Here is an 18,789-nt window from a genome sequence, read left to right as displayed (position 1 = left end):
GTAAGATTTCTAAAAAAACTGATAACAAACCTATTTTCAATCTATAAACAAAGCATATCTATCTTATAATATTTGCATATTGGTTTGAATTACAATGCTATTTTCTAATCTTTATTTTATTAATATGAAAAGACCGATTTTTATCGGTCTTTTTACTTTCAAATATTATATTTTAACTGTTGTATGTAGTTAAAGCATATTTGAGTTACCCATTAAATACTATTTCACTTTATAATAACCTCTGCAAAAAAAATGAGTGCTTCGGTTTCATTGCAATCAAAAACGAATTGTAAATATCTGAGGCGGAAATGAATGTGTTTATCCAACATATAAATAATAAAATTGATTTAATATTTCCTGATACAAAGAACGACATCATGGCAGGTACTACTGATAATACAATAATAGGCAAGCTCATAAAGACCCAAAATCTCGTTTTGGATAAGACTGCATTTGTATTTAGCCCAAAAAATCTTTTACTAAATGTTAAGCTAATATCCCCTTTTTTACTTATTACTAAAATGTGTAAACATTCGTGAATGATAAAGATTAAGGTACCTATGCGGGATAAAATGAATAAAAAAAAGCTTAGAGTTTTAGCTCTAAGCTTTTTTATGATTTCGTATTAATTCCTTTTACTGCACAATATTTTTTATCCATTCAGATTTACTCAATACATAATGATTATATAGTTGATTTGCTATCTTGTGTTCACTCAAATAAGTAAACCCACATTTTTTAATAACTTTATTTGATGGTACATTGTTAATTAAAGTAATTGCGTTAAGGACAATTAAATTTGTTTCTTTAAACAAATAGTCAATTAAGCCTTTAGTCGCTTTTGTAGCATAGCCATGATTTTGATGTTTATTTGAGATAGCATACATTATCTCTCTGTTTGGTGAAGGGAGTTCTTCTTTCATGCCTGTGCAGCACCATCCAATGCATTCATTTGTAGCTTCCTTAAATATTCCTAGCTTTAACATATGATTATCTATGTTATTCGTAGTTTTCACTGCCTCAAGAAATGCTTTGTTTGCTGGTATTTCATAATTTGCAATCCAATCCACCCTTTGTTCTTTCGTCGATTTCCAGTCTGGTAAAAACTTTTCTATTTCCGGTTGATTGGCTATTTTATAAATACTTTCTGCATCTTTGACCATAAACCCTTGCAAGTATATATCTCCACAATCTATTCTAAATAACTTAGTTGAACTCTCTTCTCCCATGTTAATTCCCCTTACTTACGTTATAACGCCTTTATCTGCTTCGTAAGTTCTATAAATCGTTCATCAAGTTCTTTATATTCTTTGTCGTTAGAAGTTAAAAAGCTTAATTTCCCTAATACTTCTTGTCTCTCTGTTTCTAACGTTAAACGTAGCTCTTCAATATTATCTCTTGTTTTAGTAGGTTCTTCTAGCTGCTTTTGTATCGTATTGTTTAAAAACACGAGTTTTATGTTAGTTGTTTTCTCTAGAAAATATCGATCGTGAGAAACAATTATTAATGTTCCGTTATACTCAGCTAATGTATTTTCAAGTTGTTCACGTGAAGGTAGATCCAAGTGATTCGTCGGTTCATCTAAAATGAGTACATCTTTTTCATCTAAAATATAAGCCATTAGCTTACATTTTACTCTTTCTCCCATACTCATATGCTCAATCGGCTCTTTCCATTGAGAAGCTTGGAACCCTAAATGTTTCATTAAATTTTGGACTTTTCCTCTTTCTTCAAACGTCTCTTTAAAAAATAAATCTTCTGGCGTTTTGTCCAGTGGCAAATCAAAAACCTCTTGTGTTAAATAACCGATGTTTGCAGATGGTGAAATCCATATTTCTCCTTCAGCAGTTTCCGCTCCCATAATCATCTTCAGTAATGTTGTTTTCCCGCTACCGTTTGGTCCAACAATTGCAACTTTCTCACCGTGCTGAATTGTAAAATTAACGTTTTCAAATAATGCTTTTCCATTAAATTCTTTTTTTAATTGCTTTACTTCTAAAAAGCGTTTTCCTACTTTTTTACTCGCTTGAATAGAGAACTCAATTGAATACTCTTCTTTCACACGTTCTACTTTCGTTTTCTCCAGCTCTTTTTCGAGACGTTTTCTTTTTGACTTCACTTGCGCATCCATTCGTTTCGCTTTTACACGATAAAACTCTTTAAAACTTTCTTGTTTTGTAGACTGCGCGTGTGCCTTTTGTGACCATGAACTTAATTCTTTTATATGTGTTTCTACTTGTTCTATCTTTTTTTGCTGCTTTTCATATTCTCGCTGCTGCGACTTCCTTCTTTGCTCACGTGCTTTCATGTAGCTTGTATAATTACCACTATGGTCAATTAATTTTTTGTCCTCAATTGACCATATTTTTGTTGCGACAACATCTAAAAAATATCGATCATGCGATACAATGATAACTGTACCTTTCATATTTTTTATTTGTTTAATGAGAAATTCCGTACTCATTTCATCTAAATGATTTGTCGGTTCGTCTAATATTAAGACATTAGGATTTTTAGCAAATCCTTTTGCTAATCGAATTTTTAACTTTTCACCACCACTTAAAGTATGAAAATCGTTCGTTGGCACGCCCCATTTCGCAAGCAGTTCTGCTTCTTTTGCAATTACATCGTTACTAATAAAAGATTCTATTTCTTGCTCAACATATGCGGTTGTCATATTCATTTGCTGCCATTCAACAATCCCTTTTGAAGGCTCAATCTTTCCATTTATTAATCGAAGTAACGTTGATTTACCAGCACCGTTTTTACCAATTAATCCGATAACATCTCCTTGTTTTACTGTCACATTCATTTTCTCTAACAACATATTTTCTTTTATTTCAACATAAACATCATTTAATTTTAATAGTTCTTTCATAATACCGATCCCTTTCATTAAGGGAGAATAAAAAAATCCTCCCAAATAAATTTGGCAGGATTAGTCGTTAAAATATTTACACCCAAATAAGCTATTACGCAACATAAATAGCAATACCGTTGTATGGAAATCGGGCAGACTAATCCTATTTTTTAGAAATTGAAATTTATTGAATTTCAACATTTAAAAATAAGATTAGTTAATCATCGTCCACCCATCATTCCTTTCCCTCATTAGTAACCATATTGTACCATAATAGTACTGTATGAGTAAATGCAATTATTTGTGCTGCTAAAAAAGATTGCTTTCTTTTAAGGTCTATTCATTATTTCTTCACTTCATATCGAACAAGTATCAGCCACATTTGTTGTACTACTTGCTTTAGCTTTCCCTAGCAATAAAATTGTAAGCATTCCCTCTTATATAAATTTTATATAAATTCATCATAAATCATATATTATACATACTAAATTTCAGTTCTTATAATAAAGGTATCATTTTTAAGGGGTGGTTCTACAATGGAATTTAGTAAACTAGGAAACAGTGGATTAACAGTAAGTAAAATCGCATACGGGAACTGGATAAACCATGGTGGAAAAGTAAACGAAGATACTGCAAATGATTGTGTAAAAGCCGCACTAGATGTTGGAATTACAACGTTCGATACTGCTGATGTTTATTCGGACACGATAGCTGAGGAAGTACTTGGCCGATCTTTGCAAGGTATACGCCGAGAAAGTATAGAACTATGTACAAAAGTATGCCATCCGACCGGTCCTGGAAAAAATGATCGTGGATTATCAAGAAAACATATTATAGAAAATTGTAATGCATCGTTAAAACGATTACAGACAGACTATATCGATATTTATTATGCACATAGATTTGATATAACAACTCCTCTTGAGGAAACAATGTTAGCTTTCTCAGATCTTGTAAGACAAGGTAAGGTTCTCTATTTAGGCGTAAGCGAATGGACATCAGAACAAATTACCCGTGGTGCAGCACTTGCACGCGAATTGAACATTCCATTTATCGCTAGCCAACCTCAATATTCGATGTTATGGCGAGTTATTGAAACTGATGTGATTCCAACATGTCAACGTGAGGGACTTGGCCAAATCGTATGGTCGCCACTTGCACAAGGTATTCTTACAGGAAAATATCAACCTGGTAAACCATTACCAAATCAATCGCGTGCTAACTCCGATGCTGGAAAACTGTTTTTTGACAAACTCGTGCAACGTTGGATGAGTGATGATGTGCTTACCGCTATCCAGGAAATTAAACCTATCGCACAAGAAATTAACCTTACCTTATCTCAACTCGCAGTTGCTTGGGTATTACAAAATCCAGCTGTTTCTTCTGCAATTATTGGTGCTTCAAATCCGGAACAAATAAGAGAAAATGTAATTGCTTCTAGTGTTAAATTGCAACCTGAAATTATGGATCAGATTGACAGTGTATTAAAAGGTTTCGCTGAGTATGATACTAGTAAAACAGGTTGAATCATGAGTAAGTTTTATCTATAAATAAACACCCCTTGCCAACTTCCCACAGCCCATCCTATAAAGATGGGCTGTGGGAAGTCATATAAACCTCTCTAACAACTGTTAAAAAGTTCTTTAACACGACAGACTTTTCATCCTTCCTCCATCCAGCATATAAATTTATTTCCGGTGTATTTTCTAGAATATCTTTATACATCACTCCTGATTTTTTATAGCTTTCCACCGAGGATGGAACGACAGAAATCCCCATTCCAGCTGCAACTAAGTTTACAATCGTTTGCATTTGAACTGCTTCTTGAACAATATTTAAACTTACCCCATATTTCCAAAAGTAACTAATAATTAAATCATAAAAATTTGTACCGAAATGACGAGGAAATAAAATGAATGGTTCCTCCACTAATGATTTGATTGAAATATTAGGTAACGAAACGAAAGGGTGATTTTCATGCAAAACCAACTTTAAACACTCTTCAGAACAAACTTCAGAAGATAATATTTCATTATTTTGCTCCGAACGAATAAATCCAATATGAATTTGTTTTTCGTAAAGCGCTTTTATTTGTTGGTCTGTTGTCATCTCACGTAATATGAGCTGAATTTTTGGAAAACGTTCTCGAAATGTTTTTAATATGCCTATAACTGTTTCTGTAGAATCGACAAAACCGATGATTAAATGCCCGATTTTCCCTTCATCTGCAAGCTGTGTTTCTTTAATCGTTCTATCTACTTGAAGTAATGTTTGCCTAGCACCTTCTAAAAAGACTTTCCCCGCCTCGGTAAGCTCAACCATCCTTTTTGTCCGGTGAAAAAGTTGAACTCCTAATTCTTCTTCCAATTTTCGAATTTCTTGACTTAAAGGCGGTTGTGCCATCATAAGACGCTCTGCTGCACGACTAAAGTTTAATTCTTCTGCCACCGTTATGAAATATTTCATTTTACGAATATCCATTTCAAGCCTCCTATCATTCGCAACTTCTATAAGATTCTATTTTTATTATAAAAAATGGTTCATGTATGTAGTCTTACATTTATTCTTATTGGGTTCATTTTGCCTCTCTTATCTATAGAATATTTCATTCTCCAATGTTATCAAGGGTACAAAACAAGGCTAAAAAACTTATCTCCAAAGTTCTTTAGCCTTGATTACTTTTTACACATTAAAAAATATTACTCGCACTACCGTACCTTTACCAACTTCTGAATGGATTTCCACACTATGTCCTAATTGTTTTGTAATTTCATATACAAGATATAGCCCCATTCCTGTTGATTCTTTAAAATCTCTACCGTTTTCTCCTGTAAAGAAAGGTTTGAATACTCTTGGTAAATCTTGCTTCGGTATACCTACGCCATTATCAGCAATTTCAAGTATAACGGTATTACCTTCCTTACAAGCTTTCATTTTAATCTTTTCTCTACTACCTGATGAATACTTAATCGCATTCGATAGTATTTGTCCGATTAAAAACTTTAACCATTTCACATCACTTTCTACAGTAATGTCCTTATCAATTTCAAGCTCTGGATATACAAAATTCCGTATAAAGAAACGTTTATGTTCATGTACCGAATCATTCACTATTTTATGTAGTTGTACCCTTTCTACATAAAAATCTTGTGTGAACGCTTCTAATCGTGCGACATATAGAGCCATTTCCAATCCCTTTTTTAATCGGTCTGTTTCCTCATTTATACTTTCAAAACGTGAATCTACTTCATCCTGTGTAATTAATTCTATTACAGATAAAGGTGTTTTCATTTGATGGATCCACTGATTCATAAAGGTTAAATGGTCATTATTTTTTCTCTCTTGTATTTGCAGCTGATTTTGATAATGTCGATATTGCACCTCAAGTAGTTCTTGAAGAGCAGCCGATACAGCTGCAAAATCAGATTTTTGAACAGATTCATCTAAAGATTGCATCGGGTTTGCTAGGCGCTCATAAAAAGAACGATGTGTAAAATAACGAAACACTAAATAACTTCCCATAAAGAAAACACCTAGAAACATTGCGTATAACGCCGTTGTAATATGATTATGCCCATCAAACCAATATACGAGAAATATAGCTAGTAGTTGAATTATGGTAAAGCAAATAACTGGTATATGATCACGTATAAACAACCTTATCATTTTTCTATACCATTATCCCAAGTAATGTGCAATCTATATCCAACACTACGAATCGTTTCAATCGCACCTTCTATATGTAACGTTTGTAACTTTTTACGCACACGTGTTGTATTTACACTTAATGTATTATCATCAACATAAGATTCACTATCCCATAATTTATTAAGTAACACTTCTCTACTCACAATACGCGGATAATTTTTCATTAATGTCTCTAATAAAATAGCTTCGTTTCTCGTTATATCAATTTCGTCGTTTCTAAGTTTCAATACAAGCCTTTCAGGATATAAACAAAGGCCTTGTTGCTCAATCATTCGCTCTTCTAGTTTCGGTGCATAATCTCCATATGCACGTCTTAAATGACTACGAATTTTCGCCACTACAACTTCATAATGAAAAGGCTTCGGAATAAAATCATCGCCACCGTTTTCTAACGCCATAACTTGATCCATCGTGCCTTCACGGGCCGAAATGAATAGTATCGGACATGTAGAAACACCGCGAATTTGACGACACCAAAAGTACCCATCAAAACTCGGTAAATTAATATCTAATAAAACTAACTCTGGTTGTTCTTCTAAAAAAATGTTTAATACATTTTGAAAGTCCGATACAATAACTCCTTGATAACCATATTTCGCAACATGTGTCGATAATAGTTCTGCAATTTTCATATCGTCTTCTACAATCATAATTTTGACCATTATTGAACTCCTTTTTAATCCACAATCTCAAATATACTTATATAAAATAAATACTACCTCTTTTCACAAAATCAGTAAATTAAAAAAAGGATGCTTTTATACGAAAGTATCCTTTTTCGTCCCTTATCTATTTAATATGAAATTTACTAAAAGTAAATCCTAGTTTCTCCACATAATCCATTCCTAGTTCCATACGCGCTGTTTTCAGCGGATCCACAACTTGGCAAACTTTTAAATTACCTGCTGCCGATAATAAAAGCGTTGCATCAGCTTTAGACATTGCTAATTCTTCATGTAAAAATGTCACCATATTACGTACAGCACGATTTGCTGCATCATCTAACAATTTCTCTGAAGCAATCGTCATCATTTTTTCTTTTTGAATAGCCATTGGTAATGGCCATTGTTTTCCTTTTATCGTTTGAACTGTTACCGTTACCTCACCAGCAACCTCTACACCACTAACACCAATTTCACCATCACCCATTGCTGCGTGTAAATCACCTAATACTAATAGTGCTCCTGGGACATTAACTGGTAGTAGTAGTGTTGTTCCTTCTTTAATTTCTTTACAGTCCATATTCCCGCCGTGATCATGCGGTGTGCCACATGAAATGCTCTCTTCTTTCGGTGCAGTACCAATTACCCCAATCATTGGATTAATCGGGATTTGTAGTTCACTTGAAAACAAAACATATTCATTATGTATTGGGACAATTTTCACTGTATTTTCATTTAACTCATCACCCATTACACCAAGGTTTGCACCTGTAGTTAAAACACCCTGCTCTGCAATTTCAATTTTTTCAATCGTTACGACTAATATATCGCCAGGTTCTGCTCCTTTAACATATACAGGTCCAGTCGCTGGATTAATTCGGTTCCAATCTAATTCTTGTAACACAACATCTTCAGAATCGATTTGATTTTCAAAGCAATCATATGTTTCAAATACAAGACTGCTCCCAATTTCTACTTCCATACACGGCTTATTTTCTGGTGACATTGAGTAAATGATATGGTCTTTATGAATTCGATACATAATACCTCTCCCTTTTATATTTATCTACTATTACTAATTAGCTTTTTTTATACAAGCTCCTCTTAAAATTAAATGTTATTTTCATGTAAAAAAGCACGCAGATTGTTTTATAACATACACTCTTTACTATAACAGAAAGGTGGTATCACTATGCCCCTTATTCCATACAACGAAAGTGATGTTGATTTACTAGCTCGATTAATTCGTGCTGAAGCTGAAGGCGAAGGTCGCCAAGGTGAGGAGTTAGTTGGATGCGTTGTAGTAAACCGTGTATTTTGTGATTGCTTAGATTTTAAACAACTCCGTACCGTACGAGACGCTGTATATCAAAGCCCCGGCGGATTTGAAGCAGTACAATATGGATATTTTTATCAACGCGCTCGTGAATCAGAAAAAGAAATCGCACGAAAAGTTTTACAAGGTCAATGGCGCTGGCCTGCACGATGGGCTCTTTGGTATTTCCGTCCAGTTGGAGCTTGTCCGCCTGAATGGTATAATCAGCCATTTGTAGGACAGTTTAAAAGCCATTGTTTTTATGAACCAAGTGGTGATGAATGTCCGAAAATGTATTCACGATAGTAAAATTTGCAACGCAAGTACTTAGAAATTTTGGTACTTGCGTTGCTTTTAACTGTGTTTTAGAAATCTAATAGTGTGATGAAATTTTCTATGCCTACTACATGTATTAATAATGGTATACGAGGACCATTTGATTGATTCATAATGAGCTTATATATAATAGTGAATAATTGTTTTTGATTTTCTTTCATTATTTTTTTATTTTCATGATGACAAATCGCATATAATTGCTCCATTAAGTGAGAGTAATCTTTGTTAGAACGAAGTATATCGCAAACTTCTACTAACCATTCTTTCTGTCTTTCATCCAATGTGTTGTAAAACTCTGTATTTCTCTCTTGATTTACCGCAATTAATTTTTCAGATTGAAAATTTCTTATCCAATACTCTGTGCGATTACTCACCGCTCTCATTTCATCTAATGCATAGCTCCTATCTATTTTCTTTAATATCCCCTGTAAAATAGTTGAATCAAAATTTAATAATGGTAACGTTCCTGCTACTTGATTAAATTTCGGATATTCTTTAAACCCGATAGTAACTCTAGAAAGTTTAATTGCATCAAGTAAATCTTCATTTTTGAGCGTTTTATTTTCATAACTATCTTTCAATCGCTCATATTCTGTATAATTGCGAATCACATCTTCATCAAGACCGATATGAAAAGCTGCGTTTGGTCTATATTTTGCAAACATAAACAGAATTACTTCTGGTAAATACACTTTTAACAACTCACTAGGTGTAATACTATTTCCTGAAGAACTAGACATTTTTTCATGATTGCCTTTAATTCCAATAAAATCATAAGCAACATAATGAGGAGCTTCACGATTGAATATTTTCCTTGCAATTTCTTTTGATACATTATAACTACCCGTTTCTGCTGAATGGTCTCTGCCACCCGGCTCAAAAACAACCTCCTCTATCATCCATCTCATCGGCCAATCGATTTTCCAATTTAGTTTCATTTTATTTGTATTTAATACGGATAACTCTTTTTCATTTCCGCATTCACATTCATACCGGATTGTTTTTAATACTTCATCAAAATGTGTAATAGTTGTTGTATCTTTCCCGCACCTCTCACAATATAATGTAGCTGGATAAAAGCTCTCTCGCTCTTCTTCACTACACTCTCCAGTTTTAAAATCCATTAAAATATCATATATATCTTTTCGTTTATACAAAGCCTCTAATATATTTTCGTTATACCTTCCGCTTCTATATTCATCATGTTGATAAATAAATTCCACTCCAATTCCAAATGCTTGAAGCGATTTTTCAAACTCTTTTTCAAAATGCTCCGCATACGAGTTATGACATCCATACGGATCTGGAATATCACAGTATGGCATACCAATATACTTTGCAAAAGATGGATCAATATTTTTTGGAACTTTTCTAAACCTATCATAATCATCCCACGAAAATATAAAACGAGTCTTTTTCCCTAAATCTTGAAGTGCTCTTACTACGAAATAAGTCGTTACGATTTCACGAAAGTTCCCAATATGAACAGAACCTGACGGACTAATTCCAGATGCACAAACAAACGTTTCTTTATTTGGATGTTTCCTAATTAATTCATGTGCTACTTCATACGCCCAATGCATATATTACTCACCTCAATTATTTTTTGTTTTCTAATTTCCAGTTTTATGCAACAAAAAAACTCTCACCCCCAAGATTATTCATCTTGAGGACGAGAGTTGTTAGCTTCGCGGTACCACCTCAGTTTGTTAATATGTCACCATATTAACCTCTTCAGGTACGGCAAAATATGCTTATACCCTATCTCTATAACGGGAGAACCCGTCGCACCATCCCTAAATAAATTAGTTCCTTGCGCAGCTCCAAGTCTTTTTTCGTTAAGATGTATACCGCTCTTTCTCAGCTACCAGAGCTCTCTGTACGTATTCTTTCTTAACTACTCTTCTCTTCTATGCCTTAAATATTAGTTTTTTAATATGATAATTTATAACACTTTTATTGTCAAACTTTTCCGAATCGAAATCGTAAAATTATCTAAAAAAATTCTTTATCGCTTCTAATTGAATTTTGTGGCTACACTCATCACAACAATATGCCCCTTTTGGTTTCTCTTTAAATCGCTTATATTTTTCACTACCTTCGTAAACACGAAATATATTCTTACAAGAAAAGCAAACAATTTCATAAAACATCATATGCATTTTCCTCTCCTTGTTTATACACTTTTTTAATCACTTGTGAGAAGGTCATTTTTCTACATTATAAATTTTAATATCCTTTGACTAAAAGGTTTACCTCTATTCTTATCGAATTATATTAATATCTTATAACGCGAGGTGAACATCTTGTTCAGTAATATAGAATTAGTTTTAGATGCTAAAGCAAGTTTAGCTGAAGGACCATGTTGGAATGAAAAAAAGCAACTTTTATATTGGGTTGATATTATGGAGAGAAAATTATGCATATACAATCCTACCGCTAATACGAACCGAGTAATTGCTCTCAATCAACAAATTGGCTGTGTTGTTCCATATTTAGAGGATGTACTACTCTTAGCTATGGAAAACGGCTTTTATTCTATTAATGTAAATACAGAAAAACTGACACATATTTTTGACCCCGAACAACATTTAATAGAAAATCGTTTTAACGATGGAAAATGTGATCCCGCTGGTCGTTTCTGGGCAGGTACTACAGATACATACGGTATTAATGCTGCAGGTTCCTTATATTGTTTACATAATAATTTGAGTGTAGAGAAAAAAATTTCACATGTAAATACTTCAAACGGAATGGCTTGGTCACCTGATCATACATACCTTTACTTTATAGATACACCTACTAAAAAAGTGGTTCGCTATCAATATAATATACGTACTGGAGAAATTCATAATCCAAGTGATGTAATCATTTTCTCTGAAAATGACGGTCTACCTGATGGTATGACAATTGACGAAGAAGGTTGTTTATGGATTGCACATTGGGGAGGTTCAAAAATAACTAGATGGAATCCCTCTACTGGAGAACAAATATTAAGTATTCCAATTCCTGCGTTATATGTAACATCATGTACGTTTGGTGGGCCTAACTTAACTGATTTATATGTTACAACAGCCAGAACAAGAATGACGGATGACGAATTAAAACAGTATCCACATGCTGGTGGTATTTTTCGAATTCAAACAAATGTTAAAGGCTGCCCCACCTATTCATTTTGTAATGAAAATATTGGAACTGACACAATATGAACCGTATCGATTACATAAGACAAGAAGAAAAGGAATATCACGATCTTTGCTATGAACAATATAAACTATTTGAAACTGGATCTTGGCTTCACAAGCCGGTTAAAACAGTTATGGATTTAATGGACTACTTTGAAGAGAAAAACAAATTACAAGTGCTTGATCTTGGCTCTGGCGTCGGTAGAAATAGCATTCCAATTGCACAAAAGATTAAAAATGCTAGCGGAACTGTTACATGTGTTGATTTACTTGATTCCGCTTTAACAAAGCTACAAATTTATAGCAAAGAACATGACGTATTCGAGGTTATAAAAACAGAACAAGCAGCAATTGAAAACTATCATATTAGATCTAATACTTATGACTATATCGTTGCAGTATCAAGTTTGGAACATGTCAAATCAGAAGAAGATTTTAAAAATGTACTCCAATCTATGAAAAGAGGTACAAAAAACGGCGGTATTAATTGTTTAATTATTAACTCTAACATACAAGAAATTGATTCAATAACGAATGAAGAATTAGAAGCTTTAATTGAAATTAATCTTTCAACCGAAGAAATGATAAGTGCTTTAAAAAGCATTTATAAAGAATGGAAAAAACTAAAAGTTGAAATAAAGGAATTAGCTTATAATATAGTTCGTAATGAAAGACACGTTCAATTAAAAACAAATGCCATTACGTTTGTCGTTCAGAAATAACACTATAAAAAGTAAGAATATTTCCTCATATATTCATAGGAATACCCTTACCTTTTATTTTGTTATTAGTTTTCGCATCATCTAAAATATAATTTTCATTCGAAATACTACTCAGCTATTAATTGAATTCATTAACTGGAAGAAATATTCCACTTCATGAGTCTCATTCAATTTATACCATGAATGAAGTGTATCCGGCGCAAATACATCTAATTTCCTTAATACTTCCATGGCAAATTCTAGAGGTGCTACACCCGATGCAGTAATAAGATTTTCACTGGATGCTACAGGTCCTACTTCATAAAAATTTTCTCCTTTATAAGTAGGACAAACCATTTTCATATAATCTAAATTATTACTTGTGTGATTTATAGAATCCAAGTAACCGTAATTTGCAAGACCTATAGTTGCACCGCAAATGGCAGCCACAATTGTACCAAGCCTTAAGGCTTCACCAACTTTTTTCAAAATAGGTTTATGTATTTCTTCACTCCAAGTATTCCCTCCAGGTAAAATTAATAGATCGTTACTCTCAAGGATACATTCATCTAGGGAAATATCCGGCTTTATATTCAAGCCCCCCATTGAAATAATCGTTTCTTTATTTATTCCAACTGTTACTACTTTAAAAGGCGCTACATCTTTTTTGAAATATCTTCCTGTATTAATTTCAGCAATTAAATGTCCGTATTCCCAATCAGACATCGTGTCAAATACATATAGATATGCTTTTCTTGTTTGCATTCAATAACACTCCATTCATATACTACAGTTTTAAATAAAAAAAGTACTCTTTTCAAGTTTAACATTTTATGCAATATTTATGGTTTAAAATTCCAAATAAAAGAGCACTTGTTTCCGCAAGTGCTCTTTTCGGGGATTTTGAGATACCCTATTAACGAAAGTTAAGGTTACTTAAAGTTAAGAGGTATTTATACTATATGCTTGTCCTTTATATTTGTGCATAATCAATATATAAATATCTTTAGAAATATTTAAAAACTTTTATTTATAGTTCTTTCTGGCATTTTATCATTAAGAAATTTATTGAAGGTTTATTCTCCATGTTCTTATTTGGTTCATCAATTTCGGAAACTTGTACTAGTCCATATTTATTAAAATCTCGTTTTATAGATTCAGAATTATAGAATAACATTTTTACGCCTTCCATTATTTCGAAATAGTCTTTATCCAACTGTTTCCCCTTCCCAAACATTGGGGCTTTTTGAGAAACAGTTGTGAAAACCATATATCCACCTGGTTTTAGCTGATTATAACAACCTTTAATAAATTGCTCTCTCTCTTGCTTATTCAACAAATGTAGAAGTGCATGACTATATATACCCTAATATGATTTGTTATCAAAAGGCATCTCATTTACCGAACCGTGATAGATACTAATATCTTCTAGGCCATTTTGCATTGCTAAATTAATGGCTGTTTTTGAAATCTCAATACCTGTTACATTTATACCATTATCGATAAAAACCTTTGCATTTCTTCCATATCCAATACCAGGAACTAATATATCCTTAACGTTCTTTTCAAGGAAAAAATCTTTTGTACAAATTGCAGATTCTGTAGGTTCAAATCCCCACATCGTTTGTTTTTCAATAAAACTTGATTCCCAAAATTCCATTATGTATCTATCTCCTTATTTTCAATCCATTTTTAGTATCAAATTAAAAGCATTTTTGTATTTGCTATACAGTTTTTTCTTCTACTCATACCACTTACCTTAGTCATCGTAGCTCCATTGAATATAGCATAATAATAAGCCTATATCTAATATAAAGATTGGTTAAAAATCTACCCTATTTTATTAATCCTTACGTTTATAGAAAATAAAAAAACAGCCAATATTTTTATGGTAGTATTGGCTGTTTCTCATGAGAAATTATCTTTTTATATTGTACCGATCTAATACTTTTTCTAACATTTCTAAAGTTATTGGTTGTGCTTCTTTTATTAATTGATAACCAATACGCCCATTCGGTTCCGCTGTAACTTGCTGTAAACTCTTTACGTCATGAATCCCTTTTTCTCTTAATTGCATATAAAGTTGTTGTTCCGACATTTTTGCCTGCATCAAATTCTCTTTTACAATCTCTCCGTTTTCAACAATTATAATGCTACTTCCATTTAGGAATTGTTCCACCTTCCTTGATTTCAATTCAAAGAAATGAATGATAAGTAATATGCTTGCAAATATGATAGCCGCAAATATAGAGGGGACTACTTTTCTACTTAATACAGGTTCTACAATAATACGGCCAATTGATACAACTATAATGATTTCAGCTCTTGTCATTTGGCTGGCAGATGTACTACCTGTCATTTTCAAAACAATTATTCCAGTAAAAGTTAATATAATACTTTCCAAAATTATATTCATAACTACCCAATCCTTTAATGGTGTATTTTACTATCATTCCCATTAAAGGTGTGTTTTACTTACCTATTAAGTTGTTAAATCCTTCAGACCATGATGGAAATAAAGGTATCCAACCATACTCTTTACGTGCCTTATTATTGGAAGCTCCTCTTTCCCAACTATTTTTCCCATCTTGAACTTTAGGCTGAGGTGCCCCTATCGCTGCTGCATATATTGGTAACCATTCTTTACTAGTTGCTGGATAATTATCTACAATATTTACGATTCCTGAAGGCCAATTAAGGGCTAGCATAGTAGCTCTTGCAGCATCTTCAACATGTATAAACGAGCTTATCCCGTCTGATGCGATAATTTCATTATTACCATCAGAAAGTATACATATTTGTCCATTAGTTTTAAGAGCTTTTTGCAATGCATGAAATCCACTATTTGTAGCAGAACATTCGAAACCATAATTATATGTTTCTATTATTTTTTCTTCTGAATCATATATGTTTTTCGCACCAAAATTCTTTGCAAAATCTCTTCTATTTTTATTAGGCTCAACAACATCCACGTGCTCAACGCCTACATAGTATTTTAAGAAATAACAAGCGAGTAAACCAATAACTCCCATTCCAGTTATAAGTACTTTTTCATCCTGTTGCGGGTTTAGTTTCAATACTCCTTTAGCGGCATCACACGAAAGAATAGATAATAAAGCAACTTTAGGTTGTATAGAACTAGGCACTCGAATTACTTTATGCCCCTTAACTATCCCTATTGTTTCATGTCCATAAAAAAAACTACTTTATCGCCTACGTTTACATGTGTTACTTTATTACCAACTTCAATCACTTCACCATAACTTTCATATCCAGTTTTTCTTGGATAAAAAAGATTCGTATCCGTAACATCGGATCCATTATACTGTGGTAACTCGGCCCCAATGCTTATAGCTCCTGCAATTGTTTTAACAATAATTTCATCGTCCTGTATGGATCTAATTTTACCCGGTTCCCACTTAAGTTGTTTCGCACCTTCTAAAACTAACTTATACTGTTCCATTCATATCCTCTCACTTTATAAAAATATATTCTCACTAAATTTCAAACAATGTATAATAGATTCATCCAAAATTAAAGCTATAACGTTGGCTAGCACCCAACAGTGATAACATGATAATTGAATTTGATGGATATAGAATAAACGAGTATGTTATTGGCCGTAACTGTTCTATTAACGAATTAATAACGATGTATTTAAATGTAAGAAATGAAGAGATATCTAATGAGGATCTGCTACGCTTATTTTGTGTACGATATTATTACAAAAAAAATCCAAAGTTACTACAAGAAGACGTCACTAGCAATGTTGTCATTGATTTAGATACGGACTATATTTATATCCCAAATAGATAACAGTAAACTAGATTGATTAGTATTTATGATTCAGCTAAGTGTTTAATAAAATAAGTAATTGCCCAAATTAATGTCGCAAATTGAGTGACAAAATACATTGTCCATTCAAAGCCAGTCAGTTTTCTCTCTCGTTTAACCTTCTTTAAGTATCTGTAAAATATGAGTGTACTTAAAACATAAGTAACAATGATAATTGCTGTAAATCATCGACTATACGTACCGCCATAGACTCCATCGCCCTCCTATTCAAAATAAAAGCTATACTTTAAGAGTATCATTAATTGGTAGTTTATTTCCATTTTAAACACTTATGTCATAAATAAAAAGAGCACTCAGCTATGAAGTGACCCCTAAAAGTTAGACACGGTTATTTGATTAGGCAGCTTGATAAAAGTGAGTCCGGTATTGTACCGGGCTCATTTTTAATTTTGCCTTAATCCGTTTCGTATTATAATAATCTATATATTTTTCTAATTCTATTTTAAAGTGCTCTACATTTTCAAATTCTTTTATGTAGAGGAACTCCGATTTCATAATCCCAAAGAAATTTTCTATTACTGCGTTGTCGTAACAGTTGCCTTTTCGAGACATACTCTGGACGATAGCTCTTGATTCTAGTGTACGGACGTATTGTCTCATTTGATAATGCCATCCTTGATCCGAATGCATCAGTAGCTGGTGCGTTTCAGGTAAACGTTCCAATGCTTTCTCTAACATGTCTGAAACAAGCGAATACGTCGGTCTAGAACCAATTGTATAGGTAATAATTTCACCATTATACAAATCTAATACAGGTGATACATACAGTTTTTCTCCAAACAATTTAAACTCTGTGATGTCTGTTACCCACTTTTGATTCGGTGCATCTGTATGAAAATTACGCTCTAAAATATTAGGTGCAATTCTACCGACTTTTCCTTTATAGGATTTATATTTCTTCATACGCACAACACACTTTAACCCAAGCTCTTTCATAATGCGCTGAACCTTCTTGTGGTTCACTTTCTGGCCACGATTCGTTAATTCATCACGAATGCGACGGTAACCATAACGACCTTCATTTTCCTCATAAATCGCTTTAATCTCAGCTTTCAAATCGGCATCTACATCTGGACGATTCATTTTCTTTACTAAATCATAATACGTGCTTCGAGGAATAGTAGCTAGCTCCACGAGTGCCTTCACCGAATATTTATGCCTTAATTCATAGACTACTTGCGCTTTGTCTTGTTTTGTGATTTTTCCTTGTTTTGAACTAAGGCATTTAACTTTTTTAAGTACTCATTTTCCATCTCAAGCTGTTTAATGCGTGCTTCAAGTGCTTCGACTGACCCTTCAGCTAAATGTTGTTTTAATTGTTTATTTGAATCTTTTTTCATGGATGGACGCCCCTTTTTCTTAGATTGAAGGGCATCAATTCCTTGTGTTTCGAGCTGTTTTTTCCAAACAGAAATCGTTGAAGGGGCAGGAATATTAAAGATAGCTGCCGTCTCAAATAAGGACATACCGTTTTCAATCATAAAGTTTAGTACGTCTAGTTTAAATTGTTGTGTGTAATTTGTACATCGTTTTAGAAAAGCTTCCAGACCATTCTGTTTATATTGGTTTACCCAATTCAAAATGATTGTGTCACTTATACCGAGCGATCTACCCATTTCTCGATAACTTTCATTTCCGTTCAAATAACGTAGAACGATTTGTATTTTTTCATCAGCTGTAAATTTAGCCATAGAAAAACTGCACCTCCAATTGTTAGACTGTGTCTAACAATTGGGGTGCAGTTCACTATTGAGTGCTCTAAAAAATATTAATTAAACTCAGTTCCTTGTAATGGTTACATGTAATCCCCCTTACTTTTTATAACTCAGTTCTATTACTTGTGGTATATACTTACTATCATATTTTCTCGTATAGATTTCTCCATCTGGAGTAACTAATTGTAAAACAATCTCACCACAAACCCCATCTAGTATTTCAAATTCACCTTGTGCATTTGAAATACTGCGTTCCTTACTTTCTTCAATTGAATCTTCATATATTTTCACATTAGATATAGGTTCGTTATTTTGATCTACGATAATACCTCTTGAATACTTACCAACCGCGATGCATTGGTCATCTTTTTTATAATATTTAGTCACAACTATAGCTCCAATTATTATAGCGGCACACACAAACAAGAGAATTATTTGGCGCCTCACAACAA

19 protein-coding genes, 3 pseudogenes and 1 other annotated feature are annotated in these 18,789 nt (G+C 33.1%); of the genes and pseudogenes, 5 read left to right on the top strand and 17 right to left on the bottom strand.

The features are described 5' to 3' along the window. Positions 1 to 219 precede the first annotated feature (219 nt). From NZ044_RS12810 to abc-f, 3 genes and pseudogenes are all read right to left on the bottom strand, one after another. A pseudogene (locus NZ044_RS12810) lies at positions 220 to 580 on the bottom strand (DUF3267 domain-containing protein); the annotation flags it as partial. 55 nt (positions 581 to 635) lie between these two features. Further along, a complete protein-coding gene (locus NZ044_RS12805) occupies positions 636 to 1,229 on the bottom strand; it encodes a GNAT family N-acetyltransferase (protein ID WP_000503550.1) in 594 nt (197 codons plus the stop codon). 20 nt (positions 1,230 to 1,249) lie between these two features. Then, the gene (abc-f, locus tag NZ044_RS12800; protein ID WP_098506215.1) at positions 1,250 to 2,878 is read right to left on the bottom strand and encodes a ribosomal protection-like ABC-F family protein; all 1,629 of its coding nucleotides are present in this window, start codon (positions 2,876 to 2,878) and stop codon (positions 1,250 to 1,252) included. A 518-nt stretch (positions 2,879 to 3,396) separates the two neighbouring features. Between abc-f and NZ044_RS12795 the strand changes: the two genes are divergently transcribed. Then, positions 3,397 to 4,386, top strand: a complete 990-nt coding sequence (locus NZ044_RS12795) for an aldo/keto reductase family protein (RefSeq protein ID WP_098506098.1) — start codon at positions 3,397 to 3,399, stop codon at positions 4,384 to 4,386. A gap of 58 nt (positions 4,387 to 4,444) precedes the next feature. On the opposite strand, the gene NZ044_RS12790 is transcribed toward NZ044_RS12795, so the two are convergent. The 4 genes from NZ044_RS12790 to NZ044_RS12775 form a co-directional block, all read right to left on the bottom strand. Continuing rightward, positions 4,445 to 5,341: a LysR substrate-binding domain-containing protein gene (locus tag NZ044_RS12790; RefSeq protein ID WP_000354655.1), complete on the bottom strand. Its 897-nt coding sequence runs from the start codon at positions 5,339 to 5,341 to the stop codon at positions 4,445 to 4,447. 201 nt (positions 5,342 to 5,542) lie between these two features. Then, on the bottom strand, positions 5,543 to 6,526 hold the full coding sequence (locus NZ044_RS12785; RefSeq protein ID WP_002082724.1) for a sensor histidine kinase: 984 nt from the start codon (positions 6,524 to 6,526) through the stop codon (positions 5,543 to 5,545). Continuing rightward, on the bottom strand, positions 6,523 to 7,230 hold the full coding sequence (locus NZ044_RS12780) for a response regulator transcription factor (RefSeq protein WP_098506093.1): 708 nt from the start codon (positions 7,228 to 7,230) through the stop codon (positions 6,523 to 6,525). Before NZ044_RS12780 ends, NZ044_RS12785 begins: the two co-directional genes overlap by 4 nt. A gap of 127 nt (positions 7,231 to 7,357) precedes the next feature. Continuing rightward, a complete protein-coding gene (locus tag NZ044_RS12775) occupies positions 7,358 to 8,272 on the bottom strand; it encodes an acetamidase/formamidase family protein (protein ID WP_098506091.1) in 915 nt (304 codons plus the stop codon). A gap of 150 nt (positions 8,273 to 8,422) precedes the next feature. On the opposite strand from NZ044_RS12775, the gene NZ044_RS12770 reads away from it, so the two are divergent. Beyond that, positions 8,423 to 8,851, top strand: a complete 429-nt coding sequence (locus tag NZ044_RS12770) for a cell wall hydrolase (protein ID WP_001128402.1) — start codon at positions 8,423 to 8,425, stop codon at positions 8,849 to 8,851. A 59-nt stretch (positions 8,852 to 8,910) separates the two neighbouring features. Here NZ044_RS12770 and lysS read toward each other — a convergent pair whose 3' ends face one another. Further along, a complete protein-coding gene (gene lysS, locus NZ044_RS12765) occupies positions 8,911 to 10,464 on the bottom strand; it encodes a lysine--tRNA ligase (RefSeq protein WP_000558611.1) in 1,554 nt (517 codons plus the stop codon). 82 nt (positions 10,465 to 10,546) lie between these two features. Next, positions 10,547 to 10,803, bottom strand: a binding site (T-box leader). A gap of 69 nt (positions 10,804 to 10,872) precedes the next feature. Continuing rightward, positions 10,873 to 11,043 (bottom strand): DUF2197 domain-containing protein, encoded by a 171-nt coding sequence (locus NZ044_RS12760; protein ID WP_000551042.1) that lies wholly within the window; start codon positions 11,041 to 11,043, stop codon positions 10,873 to 10,875. 144 nt (positions 11,044 to 11,187) lie between these two features. On the opposite strand from NZ044_RS12760, the gene NZ044_RS12755 reads away from it, so the two are divergent. Further along, positions 11,188 to 12,090, top strand: coding sequence for an SMP-30/gluconolactonase/LRE family protein (locus NZ044_RS12755; protein WP_000492426.1), 903 nt, complete (start codon positions 11,188 to 11,190; stop codon positions 12,088 to 12,090). Beyond that, a complete protein-coding gene (locus NZ044_RS12750) occupies positions 12,087 to 12,788 on the top strand; it encodes a class I SAM-dependent methyltransferase (RefSeq protein WP_001079445.1) in 702 nt (233 codons plus the stop codon). Before NZ044_RS12755 ends, NZ044_RS12750 begins: the two co-directional genes overlap by 4 nt. Before the next feature lie 111 nt (positions 12,789 to 12,899). Here the strand turns inward: NZ044_RS12750 and NZ044_RS12745 are convergent, their stop codons facing one another. The 5 genes and pseudogenes from NZ044_RS12745 to NZ044_RS12725 all read right to left on the bottom strand — a co-directional run bounded on the left by NZ044_RS12745 (position 12,900) and on the right by NZ044_RS12725 (position 16,230). Further along, positions 12,900 to 13,532 carry a type 1 glutamine amidotransferase family protein gene (locus NZ044_RS12745; protein ID WP_118961897.1) on the bottom strand — a complete coding sequence of 211 codons (633 nt, stop codon included), beginning with the start codon at positions 13,530 to 13,532 and terminating at the stop codon, positions 12,900 to 12,902. A gap of 265 nt (positions 13,533 to 13,797) precedes the next feature. After that, positions 13,798 to 14,427: pseudogene (locus NZ044_RS12740) on the bottom strand (class I SAM-dependent methyltransferase). A gap of 258 nt (positions 14,428 to 14,685) precedes the next feature. After that, on the bottom strand, positions 14,686 to 15,183 hold the full coding sequence (locus NZ044_RS12735) for a DUF421 domain-containing protein (RefSeq protein ID WP_001021412.1): 498 nt from the start codon (positions 15,181 to 15,183) through the stop codon (positions 14,686 to 14,688). Positions 15,184 to 15,238: 55 nt separating this feature from the next. Continuing rightward, a complete protein-coding gene (locus NZ044_RS12730) occupies positions 15,239 to 15,913 on the bottom strand; it encodes a zinc-binding dehydrogenase (RefSeq protein ID WP_002082729.1) in 675 nt (224 codons plus the stop codon). 29 nt (positions 15,914 to 15,942) lie between these two features. Next, complete coding sequence (locus NZ044_RS12725) at positions 15,943 to 16,230, bottom strand: alcohol dehydrogenase catalytic domain-containing protein (protein WP_253262803.1); 288 nt, start codon at positions 16,228 to 16,230, stop codon at positions 15,943 to 15,945. 110 nt (positions 16,231 to 16,340) lie between these two features. Here NZ044_RS12725 and NZ044_RS12720 point away from each other — a divergent pair, with 110 nt between their 5' ends. After that, the gene (locus tag NZ044_RS12720; protein WP_015945790.1) at positions 16,341 to 16,583 is read left to right on the top strand and encodes a hypothetical protein; all 243 of its coding nucleotides are present in this window, start codon (positions 16,341 to 16,343) and stop codon (positions 16,581 to 16,583) included. Between the two features lie 23 nt (positions 16,584 to 16,606). On the opposite strand, the pseudogene NZ044_RS12715 reads toward NZ044_RS12720, so the two are convergent. The 3 genes and pseudogenes from NZ044_RS12715 to NZ044_RS12705 all read right to left on the bottom strand — a co-directional run bounded on the left by NZ044_RS12715 (position 16,607) and on the right by NZ044_RS12705 (position 18,784). Further along, positions 16,607 to 16,809, bottom strand: a pseudogene (locus NZ044_RS12715) (hypothetical protein). Positions 16,810 to 16,958: 149 nt separating this feature from the next. Further along, positions 16,959 to 18,313, bottom strand: a protein-coding gene (locus tag NZ044_RS12710) for an IS3 family transposase (RefSeq protein ID WP_085959122.1) whose coding sequence is annotated in 2 segments (ribosomal slippage) — positions 16,959 to 17,860 and positions 17,860 to 18,313 — 1,356 coding nt in all. Because the reading frame shifts where the segments join, the coding sequence is not laid out codon by codon here. Between the two features lie 120 nt (positions 18,314 to 18,433). Continuing rightward, positions 18,434 to 18,784, bottom strand: coding sequence for a hypothetical protein (locus NZ044_RS12705; protein WP_001254186.1), 351 nt, complete (start codon positions 18,782 to 18,784; stop codon positions 18,434 to 18,436). Between the last annotated feature and the right edge of the window lie 5 nt (positions 18,785 to 18,789).

Source organism: Bacillus sp. FSL K6-1338 (assembly GCF_038006965.1).
Lineage (GTDB): Bacteria > Bacillota > Bacilli > Bacillales > Bacillaceae_G > Bacillus_A > Bacillus_A thuringiensis_S.
This window is presented reverse-complemented; position numbering and strand designations above follow the sequence as displayed.